This window comes from Bradyrhizobium sp. SZCCHNR2028, from assembly GCF_032380995.1.
GTDB lineage: Bacteria > Pseudomonadota > Alphaproteobacteria > Rhizobiales > Xanthobacteraceae > Bradyrhizobium.
In genome coordinates this window covers 329,221-354,223 of sequence record NZ_JAUHJF010000003.1, presented here as the reverse complement: position 1 = coordinate 354,223, position 25,003 = coordinate 329,221, and the positions used below count along the sequence as shown (strand labels likewise).

22 protein-coding genes are annotated in these 25,003 nt (G+C 66.3%); 11 read left to right on the top strand and 11 right to left on the bottom strand.

Annotation, left to right across the window (positions count from 1 at the left end):
- Positions 1–293 precede the first annotated feature (293 nt).
- The gene (gene groL / locus QX121_RS07575; RefSeq protein WP_315714737.1) at positions 294–1,934 is read right to left on the bottom strand and encodes a chaperonin GroEL; all 1,641 of its coding nucleotides are present in this window, start codon (positions 1,932–1,934) and stop codon (positions 294–296) included.
- A gap of 88 nt (positions 1,935–2,022) precedes the next feature.
- Positions 2,023–2,337, bottom strand: a complete 315-nt coding sequence (groES, locus tag QX121_RS07570) for a co-chaperone GroES (protein ID WP_008966485.1) — start codon at positions 2,335–2,337, stop codon at positions 2,023–2,025.
- A gap of 379 nt (positions 2,338–2,716) precedes the next feature.
- Here groES and QX121_RS07565 point away from each other — a divergent pair, with 379 nt between their 5' ends.
- The 3 genes from QX121_RS07565 (at position 2,717) to QX121_RS07555 (ending at position 6,010) form a co-directional block, all read left to right on the top strand.
- Positions 2,717–3,001, top strand: a complete 285-nt coding sequence (locus QX121_RS07565; protein ID WP_315776727.1) for an usg protein — start codon at positions 2,717–2,719, stop codon at positions 2,999–3,001.
- Between the two features lie 187 nt (positions 3,002–3,188).
- Positions 3,189–3,767, top strand: a complete 579-nt coding sequence (locus QX121_RS07560) for a cupin domain-containing protein (protein ID WP_315811562.1) — start codon at positions 3,189–3,191, stop codon at positions 3,765–3,767.
- Positions 3,768–3,988: 221 nt separating this feature from the next.
- Complete coding sequence (locus QX121_RS07555; RefSeq protein WP_315811561.1) at positions 3,989–6,010, top strand: acyltransferase family protein; 2,022 nt, start codon at positions 3,989–3,991, stop codon at positions 6,008–6,010.
- Here the strand turns inward: QX121_RS07555 and QX121_RS07550 are convergent.
- On the bottom strand, positions 5,948–7,195 hold the full coding sequence (locus QX121_RS07550) for a NupC/NupG family nucleoside CNT transporter (RefSeq protein ID WP_315737449.1): 1,248 nt from the start codon (positions 7,193–7,195) through the stop codon (positions 5,948–5,950). The two genes, QX121_RS07555 and QX121_RS07550, sit on opposite strands and share 63 nt — an antisense overlap.
- Before the next feature lie 117 nt (positions 7,196–7,312).
- Between QX121_RS07550 and QX121_RS07545 the strand changes: the two genes are divergently transcribed.
- A complete protein-coding gene (locus tag QX121_RS07545) occupies positions 7,313–8,539 on the top strand; it encodes an MFS transporter (RefSeq protein ID WP_315811560.1) in 1,227 nt (408 codons plus the stop codon).
- Positions 8,540–8,698: 159 nt separating this feature from the next.
- Here the strand turns inward: QX121_RS07545 and QX121_RS07540 are convergent, their stop codons facing one another.
- The 5 genes from QX121_RS07540 to QX121_RS07520 form a co-directional block, all read right to left on the bottom strand.
- Positions 8,699–9,454: an SDR family oxidoreductase gene (locus QX121_RS07540; protein WP_315811559.1), complete on the bottom strand. Its 756-nt coding sequence runs from the start codon at positions 9,452–9,454 to the stop codon at positions 8,699–8,701.
- A 44-nt stretch (positions 9,455–9,498) separates the two neighbouring features.
- Positions 9,499–10,257 (bottom strand): peptidase, encoded by a 759-nt coding sequence (locus QX121_RS07535; RefSeq protein WP_284419127.1) that lies wholly within the window; start codon positions 10,255–10,257, stop codon positions 9,499–9,501.
- Positions 10,258–10,491: 234 nt separating this feature from the next.
- A complete protein-coding gene (locus QX121_RS07530) occupies positions 10,492–11,340 on the bottom strand; it encodes a transglutaminase family protein (RefSeq protein ID WP_315737452.1) in 849 nt (282 codons plus the stop codon).
- Positions 11,341–11,512: 172 nt separating this feature from the next.
- Positions 11,513–12,457, bottom strand: coding sequence for an alpha-E domain-containing protein (locus QX121_RS07525; RefSeq protein ID WP_315737453.1), 945 nt, complete (start codon positions 12,455–12,457; stop codon positions 11,513–11,515).
- An 80-nt stretch (positions 12,458–12,537) separates the two neighbouring features.
- Positions 12,538–13,956 (bottom strand): circularly permuted type 2 ATP-grasp protein, encoded by a 1,419-nt coding sequence (locus QX121_RS07520; protein WP_315811558.1) that lies wholly within the window; start codon positions 13,954–13,956, stop codon positions 12,538–12,540.
- A 228-nt stretch (positions 13,957–14,184) separates the two neighbouring features.
- Between QX121_RS07520 and QX121_RS07515 the strand changes: the two genes are divergently transcribed.
- The 3 genes from QX121_RS07515 to QX121_RS07505 all read left to right on the top strand — a co-directional run bounded on the left by QX121_RS07515 (position 14,185) and on the right by QX121_RS07505 (position 16,234).
- A complete protein-coding gene (locus tag QX121_RS07515; RefSeq protein ID WP_315759531.1) occupies positions 14,185–14,922 on the top strand; it encodes a competence/damage-inducible protein A in 738 nt (245 codons plus the stop codon).
- A 38-nt stretch (positions 14,923–14,960) separates the two neighbouring features.
- Positions 14,961–15,482 carry a xanthine phosphoribosyltransferase gene (gpt, locus tag QX121_RS07510; protein WP_315771080.1) on the top strand — a complete coding sequence of 174 codons (522 nt, stop codon included), beginning with the start codon at positions 14,961–14,963 and terminating at the stop codon, positions 15,480–15,482.
- Positions 15,483–15,613: 131 nt separating this feature from the next.
- Entirely contained in the window at positions 15,614–16,234 is a 621-nt protein-coding gene (locus QX121_RS07505) for a hypothetical protein (protein ID WP_315811557.1), read from the top strand.
- A gap of 82 nt (positions 16,235–16,316) precedes the next feature.
- Here QX121_RS07505 and QX121_RS07500 read toward each other — a convergent pair whose 3' ends face one another.
- Entirely contained in the window at positions 16,317–17,339 is a 1,023-nt protein-coding gene (locus tag QX121_RS07500; protein WP_315737459.1) for a methionine synthase, read from the bottom strand.
- Between the two features lie 140 nt (positions 17,340–17,479).
- On the opposite strand from QX121_RS07500, the gene QX121_RS07495 reads away from it, so the two are divergent.
- The 4 genes from QX121_RS07495 to QX121_RS07480 all read left to right on the top strand — a co-directional run bounded on the left by QX121_RS07495 (position 17,480) and on the right by QX121_RS07480 (position 22,144).
- Entirely contained in the window at positions 17,480–18,184 is a 705-nt protein-coding gene (locus QX121_RS07495) for a glutathione binding-like protein (RefSeq protein ID WP_315811556.1), read from the top strand.
- A 242-nt stretch (positions 18,185–18,426) separates the two neighbouring features.
- Positions 18,427–19,035 (top strand): 2-hydroxychromene-2-carboxylate isomerase, encoded by a 609-nt coding sequence (locus tag QX121_RS07490; RefSeq protein WP_315811555.1) that lies wholly within the window; start codon positions 18,427–18,429, stop codon positions 19,033–19,035.
- Entirely contained in the window at positions 19,035–20,012 is a 978-nt protein-coding gene (locus tag QX121_RS07485; protein WP_315811554.1) for an NADPH:quinone oxidoreductase family protein, read from the top strand. Before QX121_RS07490 ends, QX121_RS07485 begins: the two co-directional genes overlap by 1 nt.
- Positions 20,013–20,104: 92 nt before the next feature.
- A complete protein-coding gene (locus QX121_RS07480; RefSeq protein ID WP_315811553.1) occupies positions 20,105–22,144 on the top strand; it encodes a methyl-accepting chemotaxis protein in 2,040 nt (679 codons plus the stop codon).
- A gap of 251 nt (positions 22,145–22,395) precedes the next feature.
- On the opposite strand, the gene QX121_RS07475 is transcribed toward QX121_RS07480, so the two are convergent.
- Both QX121_RS07475 and QX121_RS07470 read right to left on the bottom strand, forming a co-directional pair.
- The gene (locus QX121_RS07475) at positions 22,396–23,286 is read right to left on the bottom strand and encodes a crotonase/enoyl-CoA hydratase family protein (RefSeq protein WP_315811552.1); all 891 of its coding nucleotides are present in this window, start codon (positions 23,284–23,286) and stop codon (positions 22,396–22,398) included.
- 243 nt (positions 23,287–23,529) lie between these two features.
- Positions 23,530–24,945, bottom strand: a complete 1,416-nt coding sequence (locus tag QX121_RS07470; RefSeq protein ID WP_315811551.1) for an amidase — start codon at positions 24,943–24,945, stop codon at positions 23,530–23,532.
- Positions 24,946–25,003: the final 58 nt, after the last annotated feature.

Sequence of the window (25,003 nt, the reverse complement as noted above, 5' to 3'; positions counted from 1 at the left end):
TCACTCCGGGGGGCGCGTAGCGCGAGCCCGGAATCCATAGCCACAGGCCGTCGCGTGGTGCGAGGTGCTTGTGGCGTCTGTCTTCAACCAACCACCGCTCGGGCTATGGATTCCGGGCTCATTCGCGCTGCTCCAAAATGGCTTCGCCATTTTGCGCTTGAACGCCCCGGAATGATGGCGGAGAGGAGTTTAGCGACGAAGCCCGCATGAGCCCCGGCGACATTCGGGCCCCGGCGAAACAAAAAGGGCGCGGCTTTCGCCGCGCCCTTCGTATCTCTTGAGGAGGCTGGACCTTAGAAGTCCATGCCGCCCATGCCGCCGCCCGGAGGCATTGCGGGGCCGCCGGCGTTCTTCTTCGGCAGCTCGGCGACCATGGCTTCGGTCGTGATCAGCAGCGCAGCCACGGAGGCAGCGTTCTGGATCGCGGCGCGAACCACCTTGGTCGGGTCGATGATGCCCTTGGAGACCAGGTTGCCGTACTCGCCGGTCTGGCTGTCGAAGCCATAGGCGTACTGGTCCTTCTCCAGGATCTTGCCGACGATGACCGAGCCGTCCTCGCCCGCGTTGATCGCGATCTGGCGGGCCGGGGCGGAGAGCGCCTTGCGGACGATCTCGATGCCGGTCTTCTGGTCGTCGTTCTTGGTGCGCAGGCCCTTGAGCTGCTCGGAAGCACGCAGCAGGGCGACGCCGCCGCCCGGCAGGATGCCTTCCTCGACAGCCGCGCGGGTCGCATGCATCGCGTCATCCACGCGATCCTTGCGCTCCTTGACCTCGACCTCGGTCGCACCGCCGACGCGGATCACCGCGACGCCGCCCGCGAGCTTGGCCAGACGCTCCTGCAGCTTCTCACGGTCGTAGTCCGAGGTGGTCTCCTCGATCTGCGCCTTGATCTGCTGAACGCGCGCCTCGATGTCGGCCTTCTTGCCGGCGCCGTTGACGATCGTGGTGTTCTCCTTGTCGATCATCACCTTCTTGGCGCGGCCGAGCATGGAGAGGTTGACGTTCTCGAGCTTGATGCCGAGGTCTTCCGAGATCGCCTGGCCGCCGGTCAGGATCGCGATGTCCTGCAGCATGGCCTTGCGGCGATCGCCGAAGCCCGGAGCCTTGACGGCCGCGACCTTCAAGCCGCCACGCAGGCGGTTGACGACCAGGGTGGCGAGCGCCTCGCCCTCGACGTCCTCGGCGACGATGACCAGCGGCTTGCCGGTCTGCACCACGGCCTCGAGCAGCGGCAGCAGCTCGTTCAGCGACGACAGCTTCTTCTCGTTGATCAGGATGTAGGCGTCATCCATCTCGACGCGCATCTTGTCGGCGTTGGTGACGAAGTAGGGCGAGATGTAGCCGCGGTCGAACTGCATGCCCTCGACGACGTCGAGCTCGGTCTCGAGCGACTTGGCTTCCTCGACGGTGATGACACCCTCGTTGCCGACCTTCTTCATGGCGTCGGCCAGGAACTTGCCGATTTCGGCGTCGCCGTTGGCGGAGATGGTGCCGACCTGGGCGATCTCGTCGTTCGACGTGACCTTCTTGGAGTTCTTGACGAGGTCTGCAACGACCGCCTCGACCGCGAGGTCGATGCCGCGCTTCAGATCCATCGGGTTCATGCCGGCGGCAACCGCCTTGGCGCCTTCGCGCACGATGGCCTGGGCCAGCACGGTCGCGGTGGTGGTGCCGTCGCCGGCCGCATCAGCGGACTTGGAGGCGACTTCGCGCACCATCTGTGCGCCCATGTTCTCGAACTTGTCGTCGAGCTCGATCTCCTTGGCGACGGTGACGCCGTCCTTGGTGATGCGGGGAGCGCCGAACGACTTGTCGAGGACGACGTTGCGGCCCTTCGGGCCGAGCGTGACCTTGACGGCATTGGCGAGGATGTCCACGCCGCGCAGCATGCGATCGCGGGCGTCGACGCCGAACTTAACGTCTTTTGCTGACATATTGGGTTTCCCTGGGTTGAATTGGTCGTCTCACCCTGGGCAGGGCGCCCGCAGGCGCTCCTCAGGGTGAGCGTTGAGCGGGTTGGGCTTAGGCGGCCTTCTTCTTCGACGCGGTGTCGGTGAGCACGCCCATGATGTCGCTTTCCTTCATGATCAGCAGCTCCTGGCCGTCGATCTTGACCTCGGTGCCCGACCACTTGCCGAACAGCACGCGATCACCGACCTGGACGTCGAGCGGGACCAGCTTGCCGCTCTCGTCGCGGGCGCCCGGGCCCACCGCGATCACTTCGCCCTGCGAGGGCTTCTCCTTGGCCGAGTCGGGGATGATGATGCCGCCAGCGGTCTTCTCTTCGGCGTCGATGCGCTTGACCACGACGCGGTCGTGAAGCGGACGGAAAGCCATACAGTCCTCCTAAGCTATTGAGGCGATTGTCAGTTTCTGGAATTTTGGCAGTCGGTGCCGGCGAGTGCCAGCACGTGGGCTGGATTTAGGGGAGAGCATTCAGCCGGACAAGGGCTTGTAGCAGAAAAATTAGCAGTCAACTGCGGGCTCTGCCAAAGCGTTCCGATAGCGTTAACGGGAGCGGAACGAACCATGAAACCCCGTATTAGCACCTGGGCTAAGTGGCTGCTAATGCAGCATTTTTCAACATGTCGTTAAACATTTAAGCTTGAGATGGGTTGAGGACATGCGTCACATTTCTTGGCAGTGAGCGCATCTTTGCCGGGTGGCTCCATCCCGGTTGGCCACACGGACATGCGCTCCAGAAACGGAGGTTGGCATGGTGTCGAAGGTTGAGGTTTCCGAGGACTTTCGGAAACAGGTGCTGGGTTACGGGCTGACGACGGCGCAGATCCTGTATCGGATGCCGGATCACCGCTCGCTGCTGCAGACCTATGTCTGGCAGAACTACGACCTGTTTCCGAAATTCCCCGCGCTGCAGGACTTCCTGGCGTTCTGGCAGGAGAAGATCGAGGGCCCCTTGTACTCGGTCACGGTGGCGCATTCCAAGCTGATCAAGCCGGCCGAGCTGCGCGCCGTCGACGGCATCTTCCGGCTGCATTGAGGCTGACGCGTAGCCCGGATGAGCGAAGCGATATCCGGGTTCAACGCGGACGCGCGTGAGTCCCCGGATGTCGTTTCGCTCATCCGGGTTAAGCGCTGCCTCGGCCCTGTTGAGGTCGTCGATCGGTCGACCCGCAAAGCGGCAGGTTGTGCTATCCTCGCGTGCGAGGACACGCAGGGAGAGCGCCATGGCCAAGAAGAGCCGCACCGCCAAATCAGCATCACGCGCCGCCGCGAAAGCCGCGCCGCGAAAAACCGCAAAAACAAAGCCGACGGCGAAGACCGCCTCCGCGGCGCCCGCCAAGCCGGGTAGGGCGGCTGCGCCCTCGGCGCGCAAGGCGCTCGCGAGCAAGGGGCGACCAGCGCCGGCGCCGCGCCGGCGCAAACAGAAGGTCGCCATCAGCCATCACCGCGAGGAGGACTTCAAGGCCGACGGCCTGCGCGCCTATGCTGTTTACCGCGACCTCGGCATCGCCGACGCGACTCACGGGCTGGCGCGCGCGCATGTCATCCGCATGCTGCCGCCATGCAATCCGCACGAAGTCTCCAAGCTGCACACCCACGCGGTCGACTTCCAGATGGTCTATGTGCTCAAGGGCTGGGTGAAGAGCTACCTCGAAGGCGTCGGCGAGACGCTGATGCAGGAGGGCAGCTGCTGGACTCAGCCGCCGAAGATCCGGCACATGATCCTCGACTATTCCGACGACGTCGAGCTGCTGGAAGTGATCCTGCCGGCCGACTTCAAAACCGTCGAACTGTCGACGTAAAGCCGACAGAAATGGATGGAAACATTTGCGTGCGATGGACGGCGGTCCCATCGCGCGTGTGTGTTGACATCCGGTCTCGCGTCACTGGGACGGATGGGCCGGCGACGAATCCGTAAGAGGTGTTCGCCGCGGGCTTGCGTAAAGGCGTACCCGTCCCGTTGCCGCGCTTCGTCGTCCAGTTCGCTCCCACGATCCCGCGCGCGCCTCGCACGCGCGCATCGGTGCAGCCTCGCATCGCCAACGCGGGCGCCGGTTCGGCTTCAGGTGCCGCCCATCGCGAGGACATCGACTGGCTGCGCGCCATCGCGGTGCTCTCCGTTGTCGCATTCCATTTCGAGGCGCCGGCGATCTTCGGCGGCTTCGTCGGCGTCGACATCTTCTTCGTCATCTCCGGCTACCTGATCACCGGCATCATTGCCGCGGAGATGGCGGCGGGCCGCTTTTCGTTCGCGCAATTCTACGAGCGGCGGGTGCGGCGGCTGCTGCCGGCGCTCTACGCCATGGTGGCGTTCGCGGCGCTCCCGGCGTCGCAGGACATGCTGGGCTCCGAGCGCGCCGAGTTCTTCCGTTCCGCGGCCGCCGTCGTCACCTTCACCTCGAACATCTTCTTCTGGCAGCAGTCCGGCTATTTCGACCACGCCGCGGTCGAGAAGCCGCTGCTGCACACCTGGTCGCTCGCCGTCGAGGAGCAGTTCTATCTGGTACTCCCCGTCGTGGTCTGGGCCGTGTTGCTGATAGCGCGCGGGCGACGGCTGGCGCTGCCGGTCACGCTGGCGCTGCTGGCTGCCGGCTCGTTCGCGCTCGGTCTGCTGCTGATGCGAGGCGGCGCGTCCGCGAGTGCGTTCTTCCTCAGCCCGCCGCGCGCCTGGGAATTCCTGCTCGGCGGCCTGGTCGCGATTTCCGGACTTCCCGCACCGCGGCCGGGTCTCGCCCAGCGCGGCGCCCGCGCGCTGTCGCTGCTGCTGATGGCGGTGCCGATTCTGGCGTTGCGCCCCGGACCGGGCTTTCCCGGCGTCGACGCGCTCGCGCCATGCCTTGGCGCGGCGCTGTTCCTGTGGAGCGGCGTCGGCGTTGCCAATGTGCCGCGTAGCCCGTTGTCACCGCTCGGCGTAGCGGCGTTCGTCGGCCGCATCTCATATTCGCTGTATCTGTGGCACTGGCCGCTGTTCGCCTTCGCGCGCTTCGCCAAGCCCGGCCTGGCGCTCGACGGCTGGGAGCGGGCGGCGTTGTTCGCGCTCACGGTCGCGGTCGCCACGCTGTCCTGGCGCTTCATCGAGCAACCGTTCCGCAATCGCCAGCTCGCAGCGACCCCGCGCGCGGCCTTCGGTCTTGCGGCGCTGGCGAGCCTGCTGCTGCTGGCCGGCAGCGGCGTCGGCCTGCTACGCGCCAGCGCCGTGTCGGACGCCGACCGCGCGGCGCAGCGGCTGGACGCCTACAACGCCTACGACATGAAGCCGGTCTATCGCTATGGCACCTGCTTCACGACGCCGGACGGGCGCGTGCCCGGGGATTGTCTCCGTCCGGTGAGCGGCAAGGTCAACGTGCTGCTGTGGGGCGACAGCTTTGCGGCCCACTACTATCACGGCCTCGCCGCGAGCATCGATCCGCAGGCCGTCAACGTCATGCAGGCGAGCCAGCCGACCTGCATGCCGACCTTCAGCGCGGAGACGCAGGGGATCGCGGCCTGCCGCGCCCTGGCAAGCCAGATGCGCGACTATTTCGTGACGGCGCGGCCCGATCTCGTGGTGATGTCGGCGGACTGGCTCGAGAACGCCCGCCCGCCGCGCTTTGCCGGCATGGTGCGCGATCTCAGGCTGACGCTGGCGCGTCTCAGCGAGGCCGGCATTGCGGTGGTGCTGCTCGGTCCCTCCGTGCAATTCCGGGCGCGGCTGCCCTCGATGCTGGCGCGCGCCACCTTGCGCGGCATGGCGCCGGATCCCGTTGCGTTCGTCCGGTCCGATATCTTTGCGCTGGATCAGGCGATGCAGGCGGCGCTGTCGACGAGCGAAGGCCTGTCCTACATCTCGATCCTGTCGGCGGTCTGCGAGAACGGCCGCTGTCCGCTCACGGTCGGCGACGTCCCGCTGTCGTTCGATCATGCGCATCTCACGGCGGAGGGCTCCCAGCTCGTGATGGCGAGGATCGTGCCGCAACTGCTGCCGATGACGACCGAGCTCAGCTCACGTCAGCAGCCCGACGATCGCACCCATCAGGCAGGTGGTGAGGGTGCCGGAGACGATTGATTTGAGGCCGAGCGCGTTGATCTCGTCGCGCCGTGTCGGGGCCATCGTACCGAGTCCACCGATCATGATGCCGAGGCTGGCGAAGTTGGCGAAGCCGCACATCGCGTACAGCATGATCAGCCGCGCGCGCGGATCGAGCGCCGTCGCATCGAGCTTCGCCAGCTCGACATAGGCGATCAGCTCGTTGAGCACCGTCTTGGTGCCCATCAGGCTGCCGGCCGTGACGGCCTCCGACCACGGCAGGCCCATCAGCCAGCACACCGGCGCCATGACGAGGCCGAGCAGCCGCTGCAGCGAGATGTCGGCGCCGCCGATGGCGGGCAACAGCGACAGGATCGCGTTGGCAAGATGCACCAGCGCGACCAGCACCAGCAGCAGCGCGACGATGTTCATCAGCAGTTCGAGCCCGGCGCTGGTGCCCTTGACGATCGCGTCCATCGTCGAGGTGGCCTGCGTCTCCTCGCCGAGCGCGCCGCCGGTGAGTTGCTTCGACGTCTCCGGCACCATGATCAGGCTGATCAGGATCGACGCCGGCGCGCCGAGCACCGAGGCGATGACGAAATGCGCGGCGGCATCGGGGATCAGCGGCGCAAGCAGCGTGGCGTAGAGCACCAGCACGGTGCCGGCGATTCCGGCCATGCCGCCGGTCATGACGAGAAACAATTCGCTGCGTGTCATCTGCGCCAGATACGGCCGGATGAACAGCGGCGCTTCCACCATGCCGAGGAAGACATTCGCGGCGGTCGACAGGCCGACGGCGCCGCCGACGCCGAGCGTGCGCTCCAAGAGCCAGGCCATGCCGCGCACCAAGGGCGGCAGCACCCGCCAGTAGAACAGCAGCGTGGTCAGCACGCTCATGACCAGCACGATCGGCAACGCCTGGAAGGCGAGCACGAAATCGGCGCCGGGCGCCTTGAGGTCGAAGGGCAGGGCGCCGCCGCCGACATAGCCGAAGACGAAGGAGGTGCCGGCCCGCGAGGCCGACGAGATGGCGCCGACGACGTCGTTGATGGCGCCGAAGGCGCGGGCAACCGCGGGGACCTTGAGCAGGACGAGCGCGGTCAGGATCGTGACCACGAGGCCAAGCGCGGCCTGCTTCAGCGACACCGCGCGCCGGTTCTCGCCGAGCGCCCATGCGATCGCGAGCAGCGCGACGATCCCGAACCCCGATTGCAGCTGCAGCATCAGATCCCCCGACCCCCGTTTCATTATGAGCGCAGGGAACAGCCGCGCGCAATGCCGTGCGGCCATGCGGGGCTTGCGATTGACAAGCAGTTGGGCCTGCGTCACGCAGGCGCCACCATGTCGTCCACCGTCCCGATCGGCGCGCGCGATCTCTTGAAGCAAAGCGCGTTCCTGTTCTTCCTGTCGTCCCGCAGCCTGTCGCGCTTTGCGAGCCAGATCGCCGCAGTGGCGATCGGCTGGCAGATCTACGATCTCACCGGGCGCGCCTTCGATCTCGGCATGGTCGGGCTGATTCAGTTCCTGCCGACGGCACTGCTGGTGTTCGTCGCCGGCAGCGCCGCCGACCGATTCCAGCGCAAGCGCGTCGTGCAGCTCTGTCAGCTCGTCGAGGCGCTGACGGCGCTCTATCTGTGCTGGGGCGCCTACGCCGGTCAGCTCGGCGAATTCGAACTGTTTGCTGCGATCTTCGTGCTCGGCATTGCCGGGGCGTTCGAGAGCCCCGCGACCGCGGCGCTGCTGCCGCTGATCGCCCCGGCAGGCACGCTGCAGCGGGCGAGCGCACTGTCGAGCGGGGCCGCGCAACTCGCGACCATCGCCGGTCCCGCCATCGGCGGCTTCGCCTACGCGGTCGCGCCGGGTCTACCCTATGGCATCATGATGCTGTTCTGGATTGCCGGCATGGGGCTGACCGGCCTGATGCAGGTACCGGAGGACGTTCCGGTCGAGCGGATCGACGGCAGCAAGGCCGACCTGTTCGCTGGCGTCCGCTTCATCCGCGCCCATCCTGCGATTCTCGGCACCATCTCGCTCGATCTGTTCGCGGTGTTGCTCGGCGGCGTCACGGCCTTGCTGCCGATCTATGCGCGCGACGTCCTTCAGGCCGGGCCGTTCGGGCTCGGCGTGCTGCGCGCAGCGCCCGCGGTCGGCGCGCTGGCGATGACGGCGGTGCTGGCGCGCTACACCATCCGGCGGCGCGTCGGCCTGCGCATGTTCCAGGCGGTGATCGTGTTCGGCGCGGCGACGGTCGTGTTCGCCGTCTCGCATGTGATGTGGATCTCGGTCGCTGCGCTCGCCATTCTCGGTGCCGCCGACACCATCAGCGTCGTGATCCGCTTCTCGTTGGTGCAGCTCGCGACGCCCAACGAGATGCGCGGCCGCGTCGGCGCGGTGAACTTCCTGTTCATCAACGCCTCCAACCAGCTCGGCCAGTTCGAGAGCGGCATCACCGCCGCGCTGCTCGGCGCCATGCCCGCCGCCATCCTCGGCGGCGTCGGCACCATCGCGGTCGCGCTTCTGTGGATGAAGCTGTTTCCCGAGCTGCGGAAGGTGGAGCGGTTGGAGTAGGAGTCGTGGAGGCACCCTGCCGCAGGGTGGGCAAAGCGGCCGCCCGAAGGGCGGCAGCGTGCCCACCCTTGAGCGGCATCATGAGCGGCCAGACGGTGGGCACGGCGCCATTGCTATCTCGTTTGCCGAGACAGCGCGTCAGCGCCTTTGCCCACCCTACTAGCCCCGTCCCACGAACGGCATCTTGGTCGCCATCACGGTGATGAACAGGACGTTGGCGTCGAGCGGCAGCGAGGCCATGTAGGCGACGGCGTCGCCGACGGCCTTCACGTCCATGCGCGGCTCCGGCATCATGCGGCCGTCGGGCTGCAGTACGCCGCCGATCATGCGCTCGGTCATCGGCGTCTCGGCGTTGCCGATGTCGATCTGGCCGACCGCGATGTCATAGGCGCGGCCGTCGAGATTCGACGCTTTCGTCAGACCCGTGATCGCGTGCTTGGTCGAGGTGTAGGGCGAGGAGAACGGCCGCGGTGCATGCGCCGAGATCGAGCCGTTGTTGATGATGCGGCCGCCACGCGGCGACTGATCCTTCATGATGCGGAAGGCGTGCTGCGTGCACAGGAACGGCGCGGTGAGGTTGGTCGCCACCACCGACTGCCACTGCTGCAAAGTGAGGTCCTCGAACGGCACCGGCGGCGCACCCATGCCGGCGTTGTTGAACAGCACGTCGAGTCGGCCGTAGGTCGACTTCACGGTGTCGAACAGCGCCGCGATCGAGGCGGGATCGGTCATGTCGGCGGCGACGGGCAGGCTCATGCCCGGCTCGCCGAGCTTCGCGGTCTCCTCCAGCATCTCCTTGCGGCGGCCGACCAGCACCACGGTGAAGCCGCCCTTCATCAGCGCCAGCGATGCGGCGCGACCGACCCCCGTGCCTGCGCCCGTCACCAGGGCGATCTTCTTTGCCGCTTCAGCCATGTTTCCTCACCTTCAGTTCACGTGTCTTGCAGTGTTCTGCAGTTTCAGTGTTTCGACTCGCTCTGAGTCTTGTAGGGCGGCCTTGGAATGTTGTTGTGCGCCGCGCGCAGGGCCGCCGACCAGCGCGAGCGGAGATCGTGGAAATAGGGCTCGCCGGCCTCGATGCGGTGGTTGAGGTCGGCCTCGCAGGCCTCCGCGCGCACCACCAGCACGTCGATCGGAAGGCCGACGCCGAGATTGGAGCGCATCGTCGAGTCCATCGAGATCAGGCCCGTCTTCAGCGCCTCGTAGAGCTCGACGTCGTAATGCATGGCGCGGTCCAGCACCGGCTTGCCGTATTTGTGCTCGCCGATCTGCAGATAGGGCGTGTCGGTGGTGCATTCGATGAAGTTGCCGGCGGTGTAGACCATGAACAGCCGCATCCGCGAGCCCTTGATCTGGCCGCCGAACAGGAAGGAGACGTCGAACGAGATGTCTTCGGCCTTCAGCGCCGGGCCTTCGGTGGCGTGCACCATGCGGATCGCCTTGCCGATGCGCTGTGCGGCCTGAAACATCGTCGGCGCGTTCATCAGGGTCTCGACCTCGCCGGTCTCGGGGTCCTCCATCCCTTCGGTCAAGGTCGAGAGCACGGACTGGCTGACGGCGAGATTGCCGGCGCTGGCGACCGCCACGATGCGCTCGCCCGGATTGGAGAAGATGTGCAGCTTGCGGAAGGTCGAGACGTTGTCGAGACCGGCGTTGGTTCGGGTGTCCGCGATCATGACGAGGCCGTCACGCACCAGAATTCCGCAGCAATAGGTCATCTCAGTCCCCTCGAGCCATTGCGCGAATTACTAGCGAAAATCGGCCTCCCGTCCACCCCCGCCAATGTCGAAGCCGGGATGAGTGGTCCCTCCACAAAAGGTCGTCATTCCGGGGCGGAGCGAAGCGACGATCCCGGAATCCATCCCTCCGTCCATCCTGCCGCCTGATGGATTCCGGGCTCGCGCTTCGCGCGCCCCGGAATGACACCATGGGTGGAGCGCGCGTTCCGGAATTCAGGACTGGCGCTGCGACTGCGATTGCGACGGACCGCCGCGGCCGACCTGCTCGACCTTCACCTTCACGGTGAGCGTCTCGGTGCCGCCGCCATAGCGGGTGCCACGCACCGGGGCGGCGCCGAGATAATCGAGCCCGATGGCGACCCGGACATGGGCGTCGGTGGTGCAGATGCAGTTGGCGGCGTCGAAACCGACCCAGCCGAGATTCGGCACATAGGCTTCCGCCCAGGCATGGCCGGCTTCTTGGTGCACTGCACCATCGGAGCGCAGGAAGTGGCCGGACACGAAACGCGCGGGGATGCCGGCGGCGCGCGCGCAGGCGATGAAGATATGCGCATAGTCCTGGCAGACGCCGCGCTTCAGCACGAAAGCTTCCGCCGCCGAGGTGCCGCTGTGGGTCGGATCCTCGTCGAAGGTCATGTGCTCGTAGACCTGCACCATCAGGGTGTGCAGAAGACCGAGCACGTCGCTGTCCGATTCCGCGCGCAGATCGCGCACGACGGCAGCCATGGCGGCATTGGCAGCCGTGAGGGGTGTCTGCCGGAGGAAGAAGCTGGGCGGGAAGCGCTCGTCCGCTCCCTTCAACACGCCGCCGGTGTCGTGCGTCTCGACCAGGCCTTCGGCCGTGATCGTGAGGTCCTCGAGTGCGCCATGGGTGATCACATGGGTGACGTTGCCGAATGCGTCTTCATGCATGTCGAGGCGGGCATCGGTCGACACGTCGATCTGCCACTCCGCCACATATTGGCCGTCATTGCTGCCGGGCGTCATGCGGATGATCTGGATGGCGCCGGTCGCCGCTGGCTCGTACCGGTAGGTGGTGGAATGGGAGATACGCAGGCGCATGGCGGTCGACCAGTCTTCGTCAGATGTGCTGTCCGCGGTAGCTCGTTTCACCTCTCCCTGAAAGGGGGAAGGAGGACCCCTCGGGCGAAGGGGAGGGCGCCCGGCGCCGGACGTGGTCTCGCAGACACAGTCCGACGGCCGCCCATCGCTGTTTCCGCTGCGCTCCGGGCGCTCAGATCAGATACTGCTTGGTGATGATCTCTCCAAGTCGCGAATTGTCGGCGATGAACTCCTGGATGAACTCGTGCACGCCGCGCTGGAAGATGTCGTCCATGTTGGAGTGGTCGAGCCGGTTGCGGACGCCACGGGCATGGCGCTGCGCCGCCCCCTGACGGCCATAGGCGACGCCGATCTGGTCGAGATTGCGGACGAGGTTGCCGTAGCAGCTCGCCAGCGAGCGCGGCAGCGTGTCGTTGAGGATCAGGAGGTCCGCGATCAGCCAGGGCTTCAGCGTCTCGCGATAGACCCAGTGATAGGCCGTGAGCGCCGACACCGAACGCAGGATCGAGGTCCATTGATAATAGTCCAGCGGGCCGCCGACATGCTCGTCCTCGGGCAGCAGCACGTGATATTTGACGTCGAGAATACGCGCGGTGTTGTCAGCGCGCTCCAGATGCAGGCCGAGCCGCGAGAACCAGTAGGCGTCGTTGCGCAACATCGTCCGGTAGGCCGAGCCGTCGAAGCGCAGCGAGGTCTCCTGCACGAAGCGCAGGAAGCGCGCGAGATCCTCGCGGGTCTTGGTCCCCTTGCTCCAGACTTCCTGCAGCTCGATCCAGGAACCGTTGAGCGTGTCCCACATCTCCGAGGTCAGCGCCGTGCGCACCGAGCGGGCATTGAGACGGGCGGCCTCGATGCAGTTCTTGATCGAGGACGGGTTCGACGGATTGAACGAGAGATATTCGACGACGTTCTGCTCGTTGGCCTCGGAGTAGTGCTCGTAGAAGCTGACATTGACGCCGGCGGTCATCAGCGCCGACTCCCACTCGTTGGTCTTGCCGATATAGGCCGCGGGAAGGGCGGTGACGCGCAAGGTGGCGTCGATGGTGCGGGCGAGATACTCGGCGCGCTCGACGTAGCGAGCCAGCCAGTACAGGTTTTCGGCGGTGCGCGACAGCATGGGCAATCTACAAGCTGCGGAGTGATCCCGCCTCGGTGGCGGGAAAGGCAAGTATGGATCGAAGGTTTGTGAGGCGAGGCTTACTCATCCAGCACCCATGTGTCCTTGGTGCCGCCGCCCTGGCTGGAATTGACCACCAGCGAGCCTTCCTTCAGTGCCACGCGGGTGAGGCCGCCCGGCACGATGGTGGTGTGGTCGCGTCCGGTGAGCACGAACGGGCGCAGGTCGACATGGCGCGGCGCCAGCCCTGACGTGACGCAGGTCGGGCAGGTCGACAGCGCCAAGGTCGGCTGGGCGATGAAGCCCTCCGGCTCGCGCTTGAGCTTGTCGCGGAACGCCTCGATGGTCGCCTTGGTGGCGGCCGGGCCGATCAGCATGCCGTAGCCACCCGAGCCGTGCACCTCCTTGACCACGAGTTCGCCGAGATGGTCGAGCACGTAGGACAGATCCTGCGGCTCGCGGCAGCGCCAGGTCTGCACGTTCTTCAGGATCGGCTCCTCGCCGAGATAGAACTTCACGACGTCTGGCATGTAGGAGTAGATCGCCTTGTCGTCGGCGATGCCGGTGCCGACCGCGTTGGCGAGCGTGACGTTGCCGGCGACGTAGGCCGACATCAGGCCGGGCACGCCGAGCGCCGAGTCGGGGCGGAAGGTGAGGGGGTCGAGGAAGTCGTCGTCGACGCGGCGGTAGATCACGTCGACCCGCTTCAGCCCCTCGGTGGTGCGCATGAACACCTCATCGTTCTTGACGATGAGGTCGCGGCCCTCGACCAGCTCGATGCCGAGCTTGTCGGCGAGAAAGGAGTGCTCGTAATAAGCGGAGTTGTAGATGCCGGGCGTCATCAGCGCCACCGTCGGCTCGGCCGAGGCGCTGAGCGGCGCGACCGAGCGCAGCGCCGACAGCAACTCGTCCGGATATCGCTCGACCGGCGCGACGCGGTGGCGCGCGAACAGGTCTGGAAACAGCCGCATCATGATCTCGCGGTTTTCCAGCATGTAGGACACGCCGGACGGCGTGCGCGCGTTGTCCTCGAGCACGATGAAGTCGTTGGCGTCGACGCGGACGATGTCGATGCCGGCAATGTGGACATAGACGTCATGGGGGACGTCCTGGCCGTTCATCTCGGGGCGGAAGACCGGGTTCTGGAAGATCAGGTCATCCGGCACGACGTTGGCGCGCAGGATGTCGCGGCCGTGATAGATGTCGCGCAGGAACATGTTCAGCGCCTTGACGCGCTGCTTCAGCCCCTTTTCCAGCAAGCTCCATTCCTTGCCGGACAGGATGCGCGGGATCACGTCGAACGGGATCAGCCGCTCCTGCGCCTCCGCCTCGCCATAGACCGCGAAGGTGATGCCGATTCGCCGGAACAGCAGTTCCGCCTCGTGGCGGCGATACTCCAGCGCCTCCGGCGGCGTTTCCTTCAGCCACCGCGACAGCTCCTGATAAGCCTGACGGACCTCGCCGCCCGGCTCGTTCATTTCGTCGAACGCAACTGCCATAGATGCCCGTGTGTCCCAGCCTCGCCATACACTGCATGACTCTGCATGACGGTAGCAAGGGCCGGGCCAGCGCGATATGCATTCTCCTGCGGCATTTCGTGGGGGGTGCTGAAGCCATGCCCGAAAAACCGGCTGCGTCGTGCTCAAATCCGCGGCATAGACTGCGACGTTCCGGATGACATTGGCGCCGTGGCGGGCCAAAAGAGACGGCAGATGCGAGGAGAAACCATGAGCGAGATCGTCACCGCGGGGTTGCTGGTCATCGGCGACGAGATCCTGTCCGGCCGGACCAAGGACAAGAACATCGGCTTCATCGCCGAATACCTCACCAATCTCGGCATCGACCTCAAGGAAGTCCGGGTGGTCTCGGACGACGAGCCGGACATCATCGCGGCGCTCGACGCGCTGCGGCATCGCTACACCTATGTGTTCACCACCGGCGGCATCGGTCCGACCCATGACGATATCACCGCGGATGCGATCGCGAAGGCGTTCGGCGTCGGCATCGACCACCATCCCGAGGTGGTGGCGCGCTTCCGAGAGCGCTGGAGCGAGCAGGAGCTCAACGAAGCGCGGCTGCGCATGGCGCGCATCCCCGATGGCGCCGAGCTGATCCAGAGCGCGACCATCCTGGCGCCGGGCTTCAAGCTCGGCAACGTCATCGTCATGGCCGGCGTGCCCTCGATCATGCAGGCGATGATGGACATCGTGGCGCCGAAGCTGAAATCGGGCGTGCGGATGCTGTCCGAGACGGTGCGCGCCAATGCGCGCGAGGGCGACATCGGCGGTCCCTTGCGCGAGATCGCCAAGGCGCACCCGGACACCATCATCGGCAGCTATCCCTTCATCGACGAGGACCAGAAGCCGAATACGCATCTGGTGGTGCGCTCGCGCGACCAGGACAAGCTGTCGGCCGCGATGGCTGCGGTGAAGGAGATGCTCGCCGGGCTCAACGTGACGCGCTAAAGCAGGGGCAGCTTTCGAGAACTCACGGACGAGATGAGATGCCAGACAAGACTTTGAGTGCAGAGGAGCGCGCGGGCCGGGCCTTCCCGGTGTCCTGGGACCAGTTTCATCGCGATTGCCGAGCGCTGACCTGGCGGCTGAACGAGATCGGGCCGTTTCATGCCGTGGTGGCCATCACCCGCGGCGGACTGGTGCCGGCGGCGATCGTGGCGCGCGAGCTAGGCGTGCGGGTCATCGATACGATCTGCATCGCGAGCTATGACCACACCAAGCAGGGCGAGCTTCAGGTCCTCAAGGGGATTTCAAACGACACCGCGCAACTCGGTGGCGGCACCGGCAAAGGGCTCCTGATCGTCGATGACCTCGTCGACACCGGCAAGACCGGACGCATGGTCCGCGAGATTCTCCCCGACGCGCATTTCGCCACCGTCTACGCCAAGCCGAAGGGCCGGCCGCTGGTCGACACCTTCATCACCGAGGTGTCGCAGGACACCTGGATATTCTTCCCCTGGGACACCGCGCTGTCCTTCGCGCCGCCGCTGCGCGACGGGGCGGCGTGAGGAGGGCGCGAATGGCGGATAGGGAGTAGCGAATAGGGAATAGGGGCTGGTGGTTGCCCTATTCGCTATTCGCCACTCGCTATTCGCCACTCGCTATTCGCCTGCTCCGGAGCCGAAGGCGGAGGAGACGGATGCCTCTGCAGAACCGCGTGACGCCTACAGGCGACATCGTCGCCACGCCGCATCGCGGCCTGTTCACCGGCAATCGCGGCATCATCCATGATCCCGCGACGAAGACGCTGCTGCGGAAGCGCTGGTCGAGCTCCGCCTGGCTGGTCTGCCTGTGCAACTTCCGCGGCCGCCGCCGGGAGGTGATGGCACGGCGCAGCTGGACCGAGCTGTTCTTCCTCGACGAGGCCACGGCCTTCGCCGCCGGCCATCGCCCCTGCTTCTACTGCCGTCGCGACGACGCCAACCGGTTTCGCGGCGCGTGGGAAGAGGGCAATGGCGTCAGCGGGGTTCGGGCTGCGGAGATCGACAAGGTCCTGCACCGCGAGCGGCTGGAGCGCGGCAGGAAGCGGTTGCACCCACTGCCGATGCCGTGGAGCGAGCTGCCCGACGGCGCGATGGTTCAGGTCGACGAAGAATGCTTCTTGGTCGTGCAGGGCAGGGCGCTGCCCTGGTGCTTTACCGGCTACGGTGCTGCGCGCGACGATCTCACGGCGCCGCGGCTGCTGACGCCGCCGTCCACATTGCGCACGTTGGAGGCCGGCTTTCGGCCCGTGCTGCATCCGAGCGCACAAGCCTCGTAGCCCGGATGAGCGAAGCGATATCCGAGGTCTCGTGCGGTGCTGCGTTGAACCCGCATGTCGCTGCGCTCAGGCGGGCTACGAACTACGCGAACCGCTGCCGTGCCAGCTTTGCGCCGGTGCCGAGCGCCATCAGCTTGGCCTCCGCGATCTCGCGCCGCATCGGCGCCATGCCGCAATTGGTCGTGGCGATGATGTTCTCCTTCGGCACCACCTTCATGACGTCCTCGATGGTCTTGCAGACGTCCTCGGCGGTCTCGATCGCGTCGCTGGCGACGTCGATGACGCCGGCCTGCACGATCTTGTTCTTGAGCAGGCCGAGCAGCTCGATCGGCACCTTCGAGTTGCGGCATTCGACCGCGACCTGCTGGATGGTGCTGGCGTCAATGACCGGGAACGTCTCCTCATACTGCCGCCACTCGCCGCCGAGCGTCTCCTTCCAGTCGGTGTTGGCCTTGATGCCGTAGCCGTAGCAGATGTGCACGGCCGTCGGGCAGGTCAGCCCCTCGGCGGCGCGCTCCAGCGCCTTGATGCCCCAATCGCGCACCTCGTCCATGTAGACGTTGAAGGCGGGCTCGTCGAACTGGATCATGTCGATGCCGTCGTCGTGCAGCGCCTTGGCCTCCTGGTTCAGCAGCTCCGCGAAGGCGAACGCCATCTTGACGCGGTCGCCATAGTAGTTGTCGGCGATGGTGTCGATGATCGTCATCGGCCCCGGCAGGGTGAACTTCACGGCGCGCGTGGTGTGCGTGCGCGCGATCCGCGCCTCGTCACCATGGACGCGGCCCTTCAGCGACAGCGGCGCCACCACCTGCGGCACCATCGCCTTGTAGCGGTCCTTGCGGATGCCCATCTCGACCTTGTGCGCGAAGTCGATGCCCTCGACCCGCTCGAGGAAGCCGTGCACGAAATGCTGCCGCGACTGCTCGCCCTCGGTGAGGATGTCGATGCCGGAATCCTCCTGCAGCTTCAGCGCGAGAATGGTCGCGTCGCGCTTGGCGCGCGCAAGCTCATCGCCCTTCGACTTCCACGGGGCCCACAGCACGTTCGGCTCGGCCAGCCATTCCGGCTTCGGCAGCGAGCCTGCGATGGTCGATGGAAACAGCATGGTCGAACTCTCCAGCATAGGGGGGCGGTCAGGCTTGAGCGCCTGTCTGCCATGGCTTACCCTTCAGGTACAGAAGAACGAAGCCGCCTCGCGTGTTCCGCGGCGCGGCATAATGGTCCGGGGAAGGAATCGGGGAAAGCATGATCGATCTCCATTACGCGCCGACGCCGAACGGCTGGAAGATCTCGATCATGCTCGAGGAACTCGGGCTGCCCTATAACGTCATTCCCGTCGACATCCGGGCCGGCGACCAGTTCAAGCCGGAGTTCCTGGCGATCAGCCCCAACAACCGGATTCCGGCGATCGTCGATCATGCGCCGGCCGATGGCGGCGCGCCGTTCCCGGTGTTCGAGACCGGCGCCATCCTGATCTATCTCGCCGACAAGACCGGCCGTTTCCTGCCGCAGGAGACGCGGGCGCGCTCGCGCGTGATCCAATGGGTGATGTGGCAGATGGCGGGGCTCGGGCCGATGATGGGCCAGCACGGCCATTTTGCGCTCTATGCCGCCGAAAAGATTCCCTATGCGATCCAGCGCTACCGCGACGAGGTCGCACGGTTGTTCCACGTGCTCGAGGTGCAGCTCGGCAAGACCGGCGCCTACGTCGCCGGCGACGACTACACCATCGCCGACATCGCCTGCTTTCCGTGGATGATGACGCACAAGGCGCAGGGGTTTTCGCTCGACGACACTCCCCACATCAAGCGCTGGTACGCGGCGTTGCGCGCCCGGCCGAAGCTGCAGGCGGGGCTTGCGATCGGCAAGTTCGTCAAGGAGCCGTTCAACGAGCAGTCGCGTCATGTGATGTTCGGCGCGCGCGCGAAGGAGATGATGGGGAGATCGTGAGCGAGCTCCGCGGCATCGCGAGGAGCATGGGGATAAGCGGGGATAAGCCATCCAGACCGTATGTTGCAGCCCCTGGATTGCTTCGTCGCTACGCTTCTCGCAATGACGGAGAGAGTGATGTGCGCCAACTGCCTCCGCCGTCATTGCGAGCGCAGCGAAGCAATCCAGGGGCGACACTAATGGTCTCAATGACTCCGTGGCGCTCTCGATGACGAACGCATCAAGACCTTGAGGAAACACACATGATCGAATTCTTCTTCGACTGCTCCAGCCCCTGGACCTATCTCGCCTTCCACAATATCCAGCCGCTCGCGCGCGAGTTCGGCGTCGACATCGTCTGGCGGCCGATCCTGGTCGGCGGTATCTTCAACACCGTCAATCCCAGCGTCTATGCGCAACGCGAGAAGCCGGTGCCGGCCAAAGCGGCCTACATGCTGAAGGACCTCGGCGACTGGGCGCGCTCGGCCGGGCTCAGGATCAAGATGCCGCCGACGGTGTTTCCGGTGAACAGCGTCAAGGCGATGCGCGGCTGCATCTGGCTGGGGCAGGACATGGTGCCGTTCGCGCGGACCGTGTTCGAGATCTATTGGGGGGAGGACCAGGACATCTCGCAGGATGCGGTGCTGACGGAGGTGTGCCGGCGTGTCGGCATCGACCCGAAGGCGTTCTTCGATGGGATCCCGCAGCAGGGCATCAAGGACCAGCTGCGCATCAACACCGAGGAGGTCGTCAAGCGCGGCGGCTTCGGCTCGCCGACCATCTTCGTCAATGCCACCGACATGTATTTCGGCAACGACCGGCTGCCGCTGATCCGCGAAGCGCTGGCAAGGGCGAAGGGGCGCGCCAGCTGATGCCGCGGGCGATCGTTTGCCGCGAGCTCGGCCCGCCGGAGAAGCTGAGGCTGGAAAGCCTGCCGTCTCGTGTGTTGGCTGACGGCGAGGTGCGGGTGAGGATCCGCGCCGCCGGCATCAATTTCCCGGACATCCTCATGGCGGCGGGTGAGTATCAGCTCAAGCCGGAGCTGCCGTTCACGCCCGGCGTGGAGGCGGCCGGCCATGTCATCGCGATCGGCGCCGCCGTGACCGGCCATGCCGTCGGCGACAAGGTCATCGTCCGCATGCGCTTCGGTGCTTACGCCGAGGAGGCGGTGGTGGCGGGGAGCCAGCTCATGCCGCTGCCGTCGACCTTCGACTACGCGGAAGGCGCGACCTATCTCGCCGGCCACGGCACCGCCCATCACGCGCTGGTCGATCGCGGCCAGCTCAAGCCCGGCGAGACTCTGCTGGTGCACGGCGCCGGTGGCGGCGTCGGCCTCGCCGCCGTCGAGATCGGCAAGCTGCTCGGCGCGACGGTCATTGCAGCAGCGTCCTCGGAGGAGAAACTCGCGGTGGCACGCGCGCGTGGCGCCGATCATCTCGTGCTGTATGCGCGCGAGCCGTTCCGCGACGCCGTCAAGCGCATCACGGATGGGCGGGGCGTCGACGTCGTGTTCGACCCGGTGGGCGGCGAGGTGTTCGAGCACAGCGTCCGCTGCATCGCCTGGGGCGCGCGGCTGCTCGTGATCGGCTTCACCGGCGGCATCGGGCTCGCACGCACCAATTTGATCCTGATGAAGGGCGCCAGCGTGCTCGGTGTGCGCGCCGGCGAGGCCGTGCGCAGGGACCCTGAACTCGGAGAGCGACGCATGGCGGCGCTGCTGGCCTTCGCCGAGCAGGGCAGACTGCGGCCGAACGTGTCGCACCGTGTGCCGTTCGAGGATTACGCAGTGGCGATGCGGCTGTTGATCGAGCGCAAGGCGATCGGCCGGGTGGCGTTGGTGATGGATTAGTTTGCAGGCGCCTGCCCAAAAATGTGGCGGATGGGTCTATGTATTTTTTTACCACTGGATTCATAGAATGATCGGACAGGTTGAGGCCGATCATGTTGAAGACGTCGAAGATACTTCACCGCATTGCCCTGTCTGCATTGCTGCCCATCCTCACATTGGCTGCGTTGGCGGCCTACGAGATCTCCACGAAATGGGCGGTGCGCGTCGAGATGACGCGCATGCAGCCGGTGGCGGAAGCCGTCGGCAAGCTCAGCCGTTTCGTTCATGAGCTGCAGCGTGAGCGCGGCATGTCGTCGGCGTTTCTCAGCAGCAAGGGCACGCAGATGCGCGCCGAGCTGGATCAGCAGCGCAGGCTGACCGACGGCGAGCGCGCGCATGCGGTCGCCGCGCTGGACGGGCTGCGCCGGAGCGGCGCGCTGGCCGAGGCGGCGCAGGCGAGCGAGCAGGCGTTGGCGCAGCTCGATCGCCATCGCGGCGACATCGACGCGCAAGCCATAACGCCGGCGGCGGCCGTCAGCGCTCTCACCGAGATTGTCGCCCGGCTGACCAGTCTGATCAGCAGCATGTCGACGCTGAGCGATGATGACGACATCTCCAAGGCGATCATCGCCTATGGCAACCTGACGGAAGGCAAGGAGCGCGCCGGCCTGGAGCGCGCCGTCGTGGCGGGAGGACTTGCCGCCGGTCGCTTCGAGCAGGCCGCCTATGCGCGTGCCATAGGGCTGGCTGCAGCACAGGACAGTTATTTCGCGGCATTTCGCGCCGCCGTCTCGGCGAGAGGGCGCGCGGCGTTCGATGCGGCGATGACCGGGCCGGCGATCGACGGCGTCGTTGCCATGCGCAAGGTGGTGGAGCAGGGCGGCGTCAGTGGTGATTTCAAAGGGCTCGCGAGCAAAGCCTGGTTCGATGCGGCCACGCTGCGGATCGATCTCCTGAAGCAGGTCGAAGACGCTCTGGCCGTTGAGCTGTCGGAGCTGATGGCCGGCAAGCAGGCCGCGGCCACGGCCAGTCTCGCCGCCGTCGGCGTGCTGCTGCTGCTCGCCTTGGCGCTGAGCCTCGCGATCGTCGTCGCGCTGGCGCGCAGCATCACCGGGCCGATCAACGCACTTGCCGATACGATGACGCGGCTGGCGAAGGGCGATGTGAGCACCGCGATCGACGCGGTCGATCGGCGCGACGAGGTCGGTCTGATGGCGAGGGCAGTGCAGGTCTTCAAGGAGAACATGATTCATGGCGCCGAGCTCGCCGCCAGGGATGCGGAAGCGATGAGCCAGCGCGCCGAAAAAGCCAAGCGCGTCGGCGAGCTGACCGACCGTTTCAGCGGCGATATCGCGGCCGTGATCGACAGCGTGATCTCAGCCTCGGCACAGCTCGAATCGACGGCCGCCGTGATGAACCGGACGGCGAGCCGGACCTGTAGTGAAGCGAGCAGCGTCGCGCAGGCGACCGAGGCCGCATCGAGCAACATGCAGACGATGGCCGCGGCGACGGACCAACTGTCGAGCTCAGTCGCGGGAATCGGCGGTCAGGTGACGCAGTCGGCCGACATGGCGCAGAAGGCGGCCGCGGAAGGGCAGCGGACCAACGAGACCGTGCAGGGCCTTTCCAGCATGGCCGAGCGGATCGGCGACATCGTGCGGCTGATCAGCGACATTGCCGGCCAGACCAACCTTCTCGCGCTCAATGCGACCATCGAGGCCGCGCGGGCGGGCGAAGCCGGCCGCGGCTTTGCCGTCGTCGCCGGCGAGGTGAAGCTGCTCGCCGAGCAGACCGCCAAGGCGACGGGCGAGATCCGCGCGCAGATCTCCGGAATGCAGGAGGTGTCGAGTGAGGCCGTCCGGGCCATCCGCGGCATCACCACGACCATCGGCGAGCTGAACGAGATCGCGTCGTCGATCGCGAATGCCGTCGAGGAGCAGGGCGCGGCCACGCGCGAGATGGCGCGCAACGTCCAGCACGCGGCCAAGGGGACCGACGAGATTTCGCAGAACATCCAGCAGGTCACGGCCGCCGCAAACGAGTCCGGCGTCACCGCCAGCCAGGTGCTCGGGGCGTCGGCGGAGCTGCTGCGCCAGTCCGAGAGCATGCGCCGCCATGTCGATGGCTTCATTCGCGGCATCAAGGCGGCGTGAGCGATCGCACGCGATGGGATTGGCTTCTCATCGAGCGAAAGCGGCCGAGCGCGTGGCGCCGATGATCATGGCGCTGATGATGGAGTGACGCGGGGCGCCACTCGCTGTCGTCCCGGCCTCAGCGCCGGGACCCATACCGCGTGATCCATCGTGCGGCACCCTGGACGTCGTTCTTCGCCAAACGGCATCCGGTGGCTATGGATCCCGGATCGGCGCGCGCGTGCCGCGCGCTTGTCCGGGATGACAGCGTTCTATTTATACTCCCGCTCGTCCCACCACGGGAAATAGTCCGGCATGTCGGCGGTGACGGTGTTCTTGAACTGCGCCGGGCGCTTCTCCAGGAACGACACCACGCCTTCCTTGACGTCGTCGGAGCGGCCGCGCGCGTAGATGCCGCGGCTGTCGACCTTGTGCGCCTCCATCGGATCGTCGGCGCCCATCATGCGCCACATCATCTGGCGGATCAGCGCGATCGACACCGGCGCGGTCTTGTCGGCGATCTCGCGCGCCAGGGCGCGGGCGGTGGGCAATAGTTCCTCCGGCGGCACCACCTTGCTGACGAGACGGCCGGCGAGCGCTTCCTGCGCCGGAAACACGCGGCCGGTGTAGCACCATTCCAGCGCCTGCGAGATGCCGACGATGCGCGGCAGGAACCAGCTCGACGCCGCCTCCGGCACGATGCCGCGCTGGGAGAACACGAAGCCGAAGCGCGCGCCCTCCGAGGCGATGCGGATGTCCATCGCGAGCTGCATGGTGACACCGATGCCGACGGCCGGGCCGTTCACCGCGGCGATGACCGGCTTCAGCGACTTGAAGATGCGCAACGTCACCTGGCCGCCGCCGTCGCGCACCTGCGGATCAGAATAGTCGACGCGGCCATCGGCGCGGCGCTTCACCGGCCCGCGCTTGGCATCGCGATCGAACGTGTCGGCGCCGGAGGAGAGGTCGGCTCCGGCGCAGAAGGCGCGGCCCGCTCCGGTGACGATGATCGCCCTGACGCCGTCATCCTTGTCGGCGCGATCGAAGGCGTCGATCAGCTCTTCCATCATGGTGCCGGTGAAGGCGTTGAGCTTCTCCGGCCGGTTCAGCGTGATGGTGAGGATCTTGTCGGCGACGTCGTAGAGAATGGTCTGATACGCCATGGGTGTTTCCTGATGTGTTATTGTTCTCGTTGTTAGAAACGTCATTCCGGACCGATGCGCAAGCATCAGGCCATGCGGCAAGTGCGTATGGTATTCCGTAGGGTGGGCAAAGGCGCGGCGCGCATCGCGCGCGGCGACGTGCCCACCATTTTCACCGATGGTCCGGCGGTGGGCACGGCGCCCGTCAGCAGCGGTGAGCGTGGATAGCGCCGTGTACGCGCCTTTGCCCACCCTACGAATCCGTCAGGGCGCCACCGGCCATGGCCGCTGCTCGCTGCGCAATCCTTCGAACGTCTTCGCCATCCCGAGCACGCCGACATCGTCGAAGCGGCGGCCGATGATCTGCAGGCCGATCGGGAAGCCGTCGGCGTCATAGCCGGCATTGACTGAGATCGCCGGGTTCTCCGACATGTTCCACGGCACGGTGTAGGTGATGTGCTCGAACGGCCTCTCGGGGTCGTTGAGCGGCGAGGCGAACTCGGCGGGGAATTTCACGCCGGGCGAGGTCGGAGAGATGATGTAGTCGTAGTCGCAGAAGAGTCTTGCTGCGGCGGCGCGCAAGGTCATCGTGACGTTGAAGCCCCTGATGACCTCGACGCCCGATAGTGCGGCGCCGCGCTCGGCCCATTGCAGGATGTAGGGCAGGGTCTTCGCACGCACCTCGGGCGCCAGCCGCGCCAGATCGTCCCACAGCCGCGCACGCCAGAAATTGTCGAGACCATCGAGCATCTCGCGCGTCAGGAAGCCCTTGACCTCGCTGATCACGGCGCCGGCGCCCTCGAACGCTTCGGCTGCCGCCAGCGTCGTCGTACGCACCGGCTCCTCGAGCGCCTGGCCGACGTCGCCGAGATCGAGCATCAGGCCGATGCGCAGCTTGCGCACCGGCTTCTCCGCGACCTTCCAGTGCAGGTCCGAGGGCGGCAGGCTGGTGCCGTCGCGCCTGTCCGGCTTCGACAGCACGCTCATCATCAGCGCAGCGTCGTCGACGATGCGCGTCATCGGCCCGGCGACGCGGCCGACATAGGGCGGATCGATCGGCACGCGGCCGAAGCTCGGCTTGAGGCCGACGAGACCGCACCACGACGCCGGCAGCCGGATCGAGCCGCCGATGTCGGTGCCGACATGCAGCGGGCCATAGCCGGCTGCGGCCGCGGCACCCGCGCCGGCGCTGGAGCCGCCGGGGTTCATCCGCAGGTCCCACGGATTGCGCGTCAGCGGATGGAAGCTCGACAGGCCCGACGACAGCATGCCGTAGTCGGGCATCGTGGTCTTGGCGAAGATGATCGCACCGGCCTCGCGCAGCCGCGCCACCGGCGGCGCGTCGGCCGCCAGCGGCGCGCGCGTGACGCTGGCTGCGCCGAGCGGCATCGGCTGGCCCTTGGTGGCGATGTTGTCCTTCACCGTCGCCGGCACGCCGTCGAGGACGCCTGCCGGCTCGTCCTTGGCCCAACGCTCGGTCGAGGCCTTCGCTGCCGCCCGCGCCCCGTCGACATCGAGCAGATACAGCGCCTTGATATGCGGCTCCCACACTGCGACATGCGCCAGCACGTCGTCCATCACCTCGGACGGCGAGAACTGGCGCGCGCGATAGCCGGCGATCAGGTCGACGGCGGAGAGATCGTGCAGCGACGTGATGTCGTCAGAGGCGGGCTTGTGCATGCTGGTGCTCCGTTGCCGAAGTTCATCTCAATTCGCGCCCGCTCATTGACGTAGATCA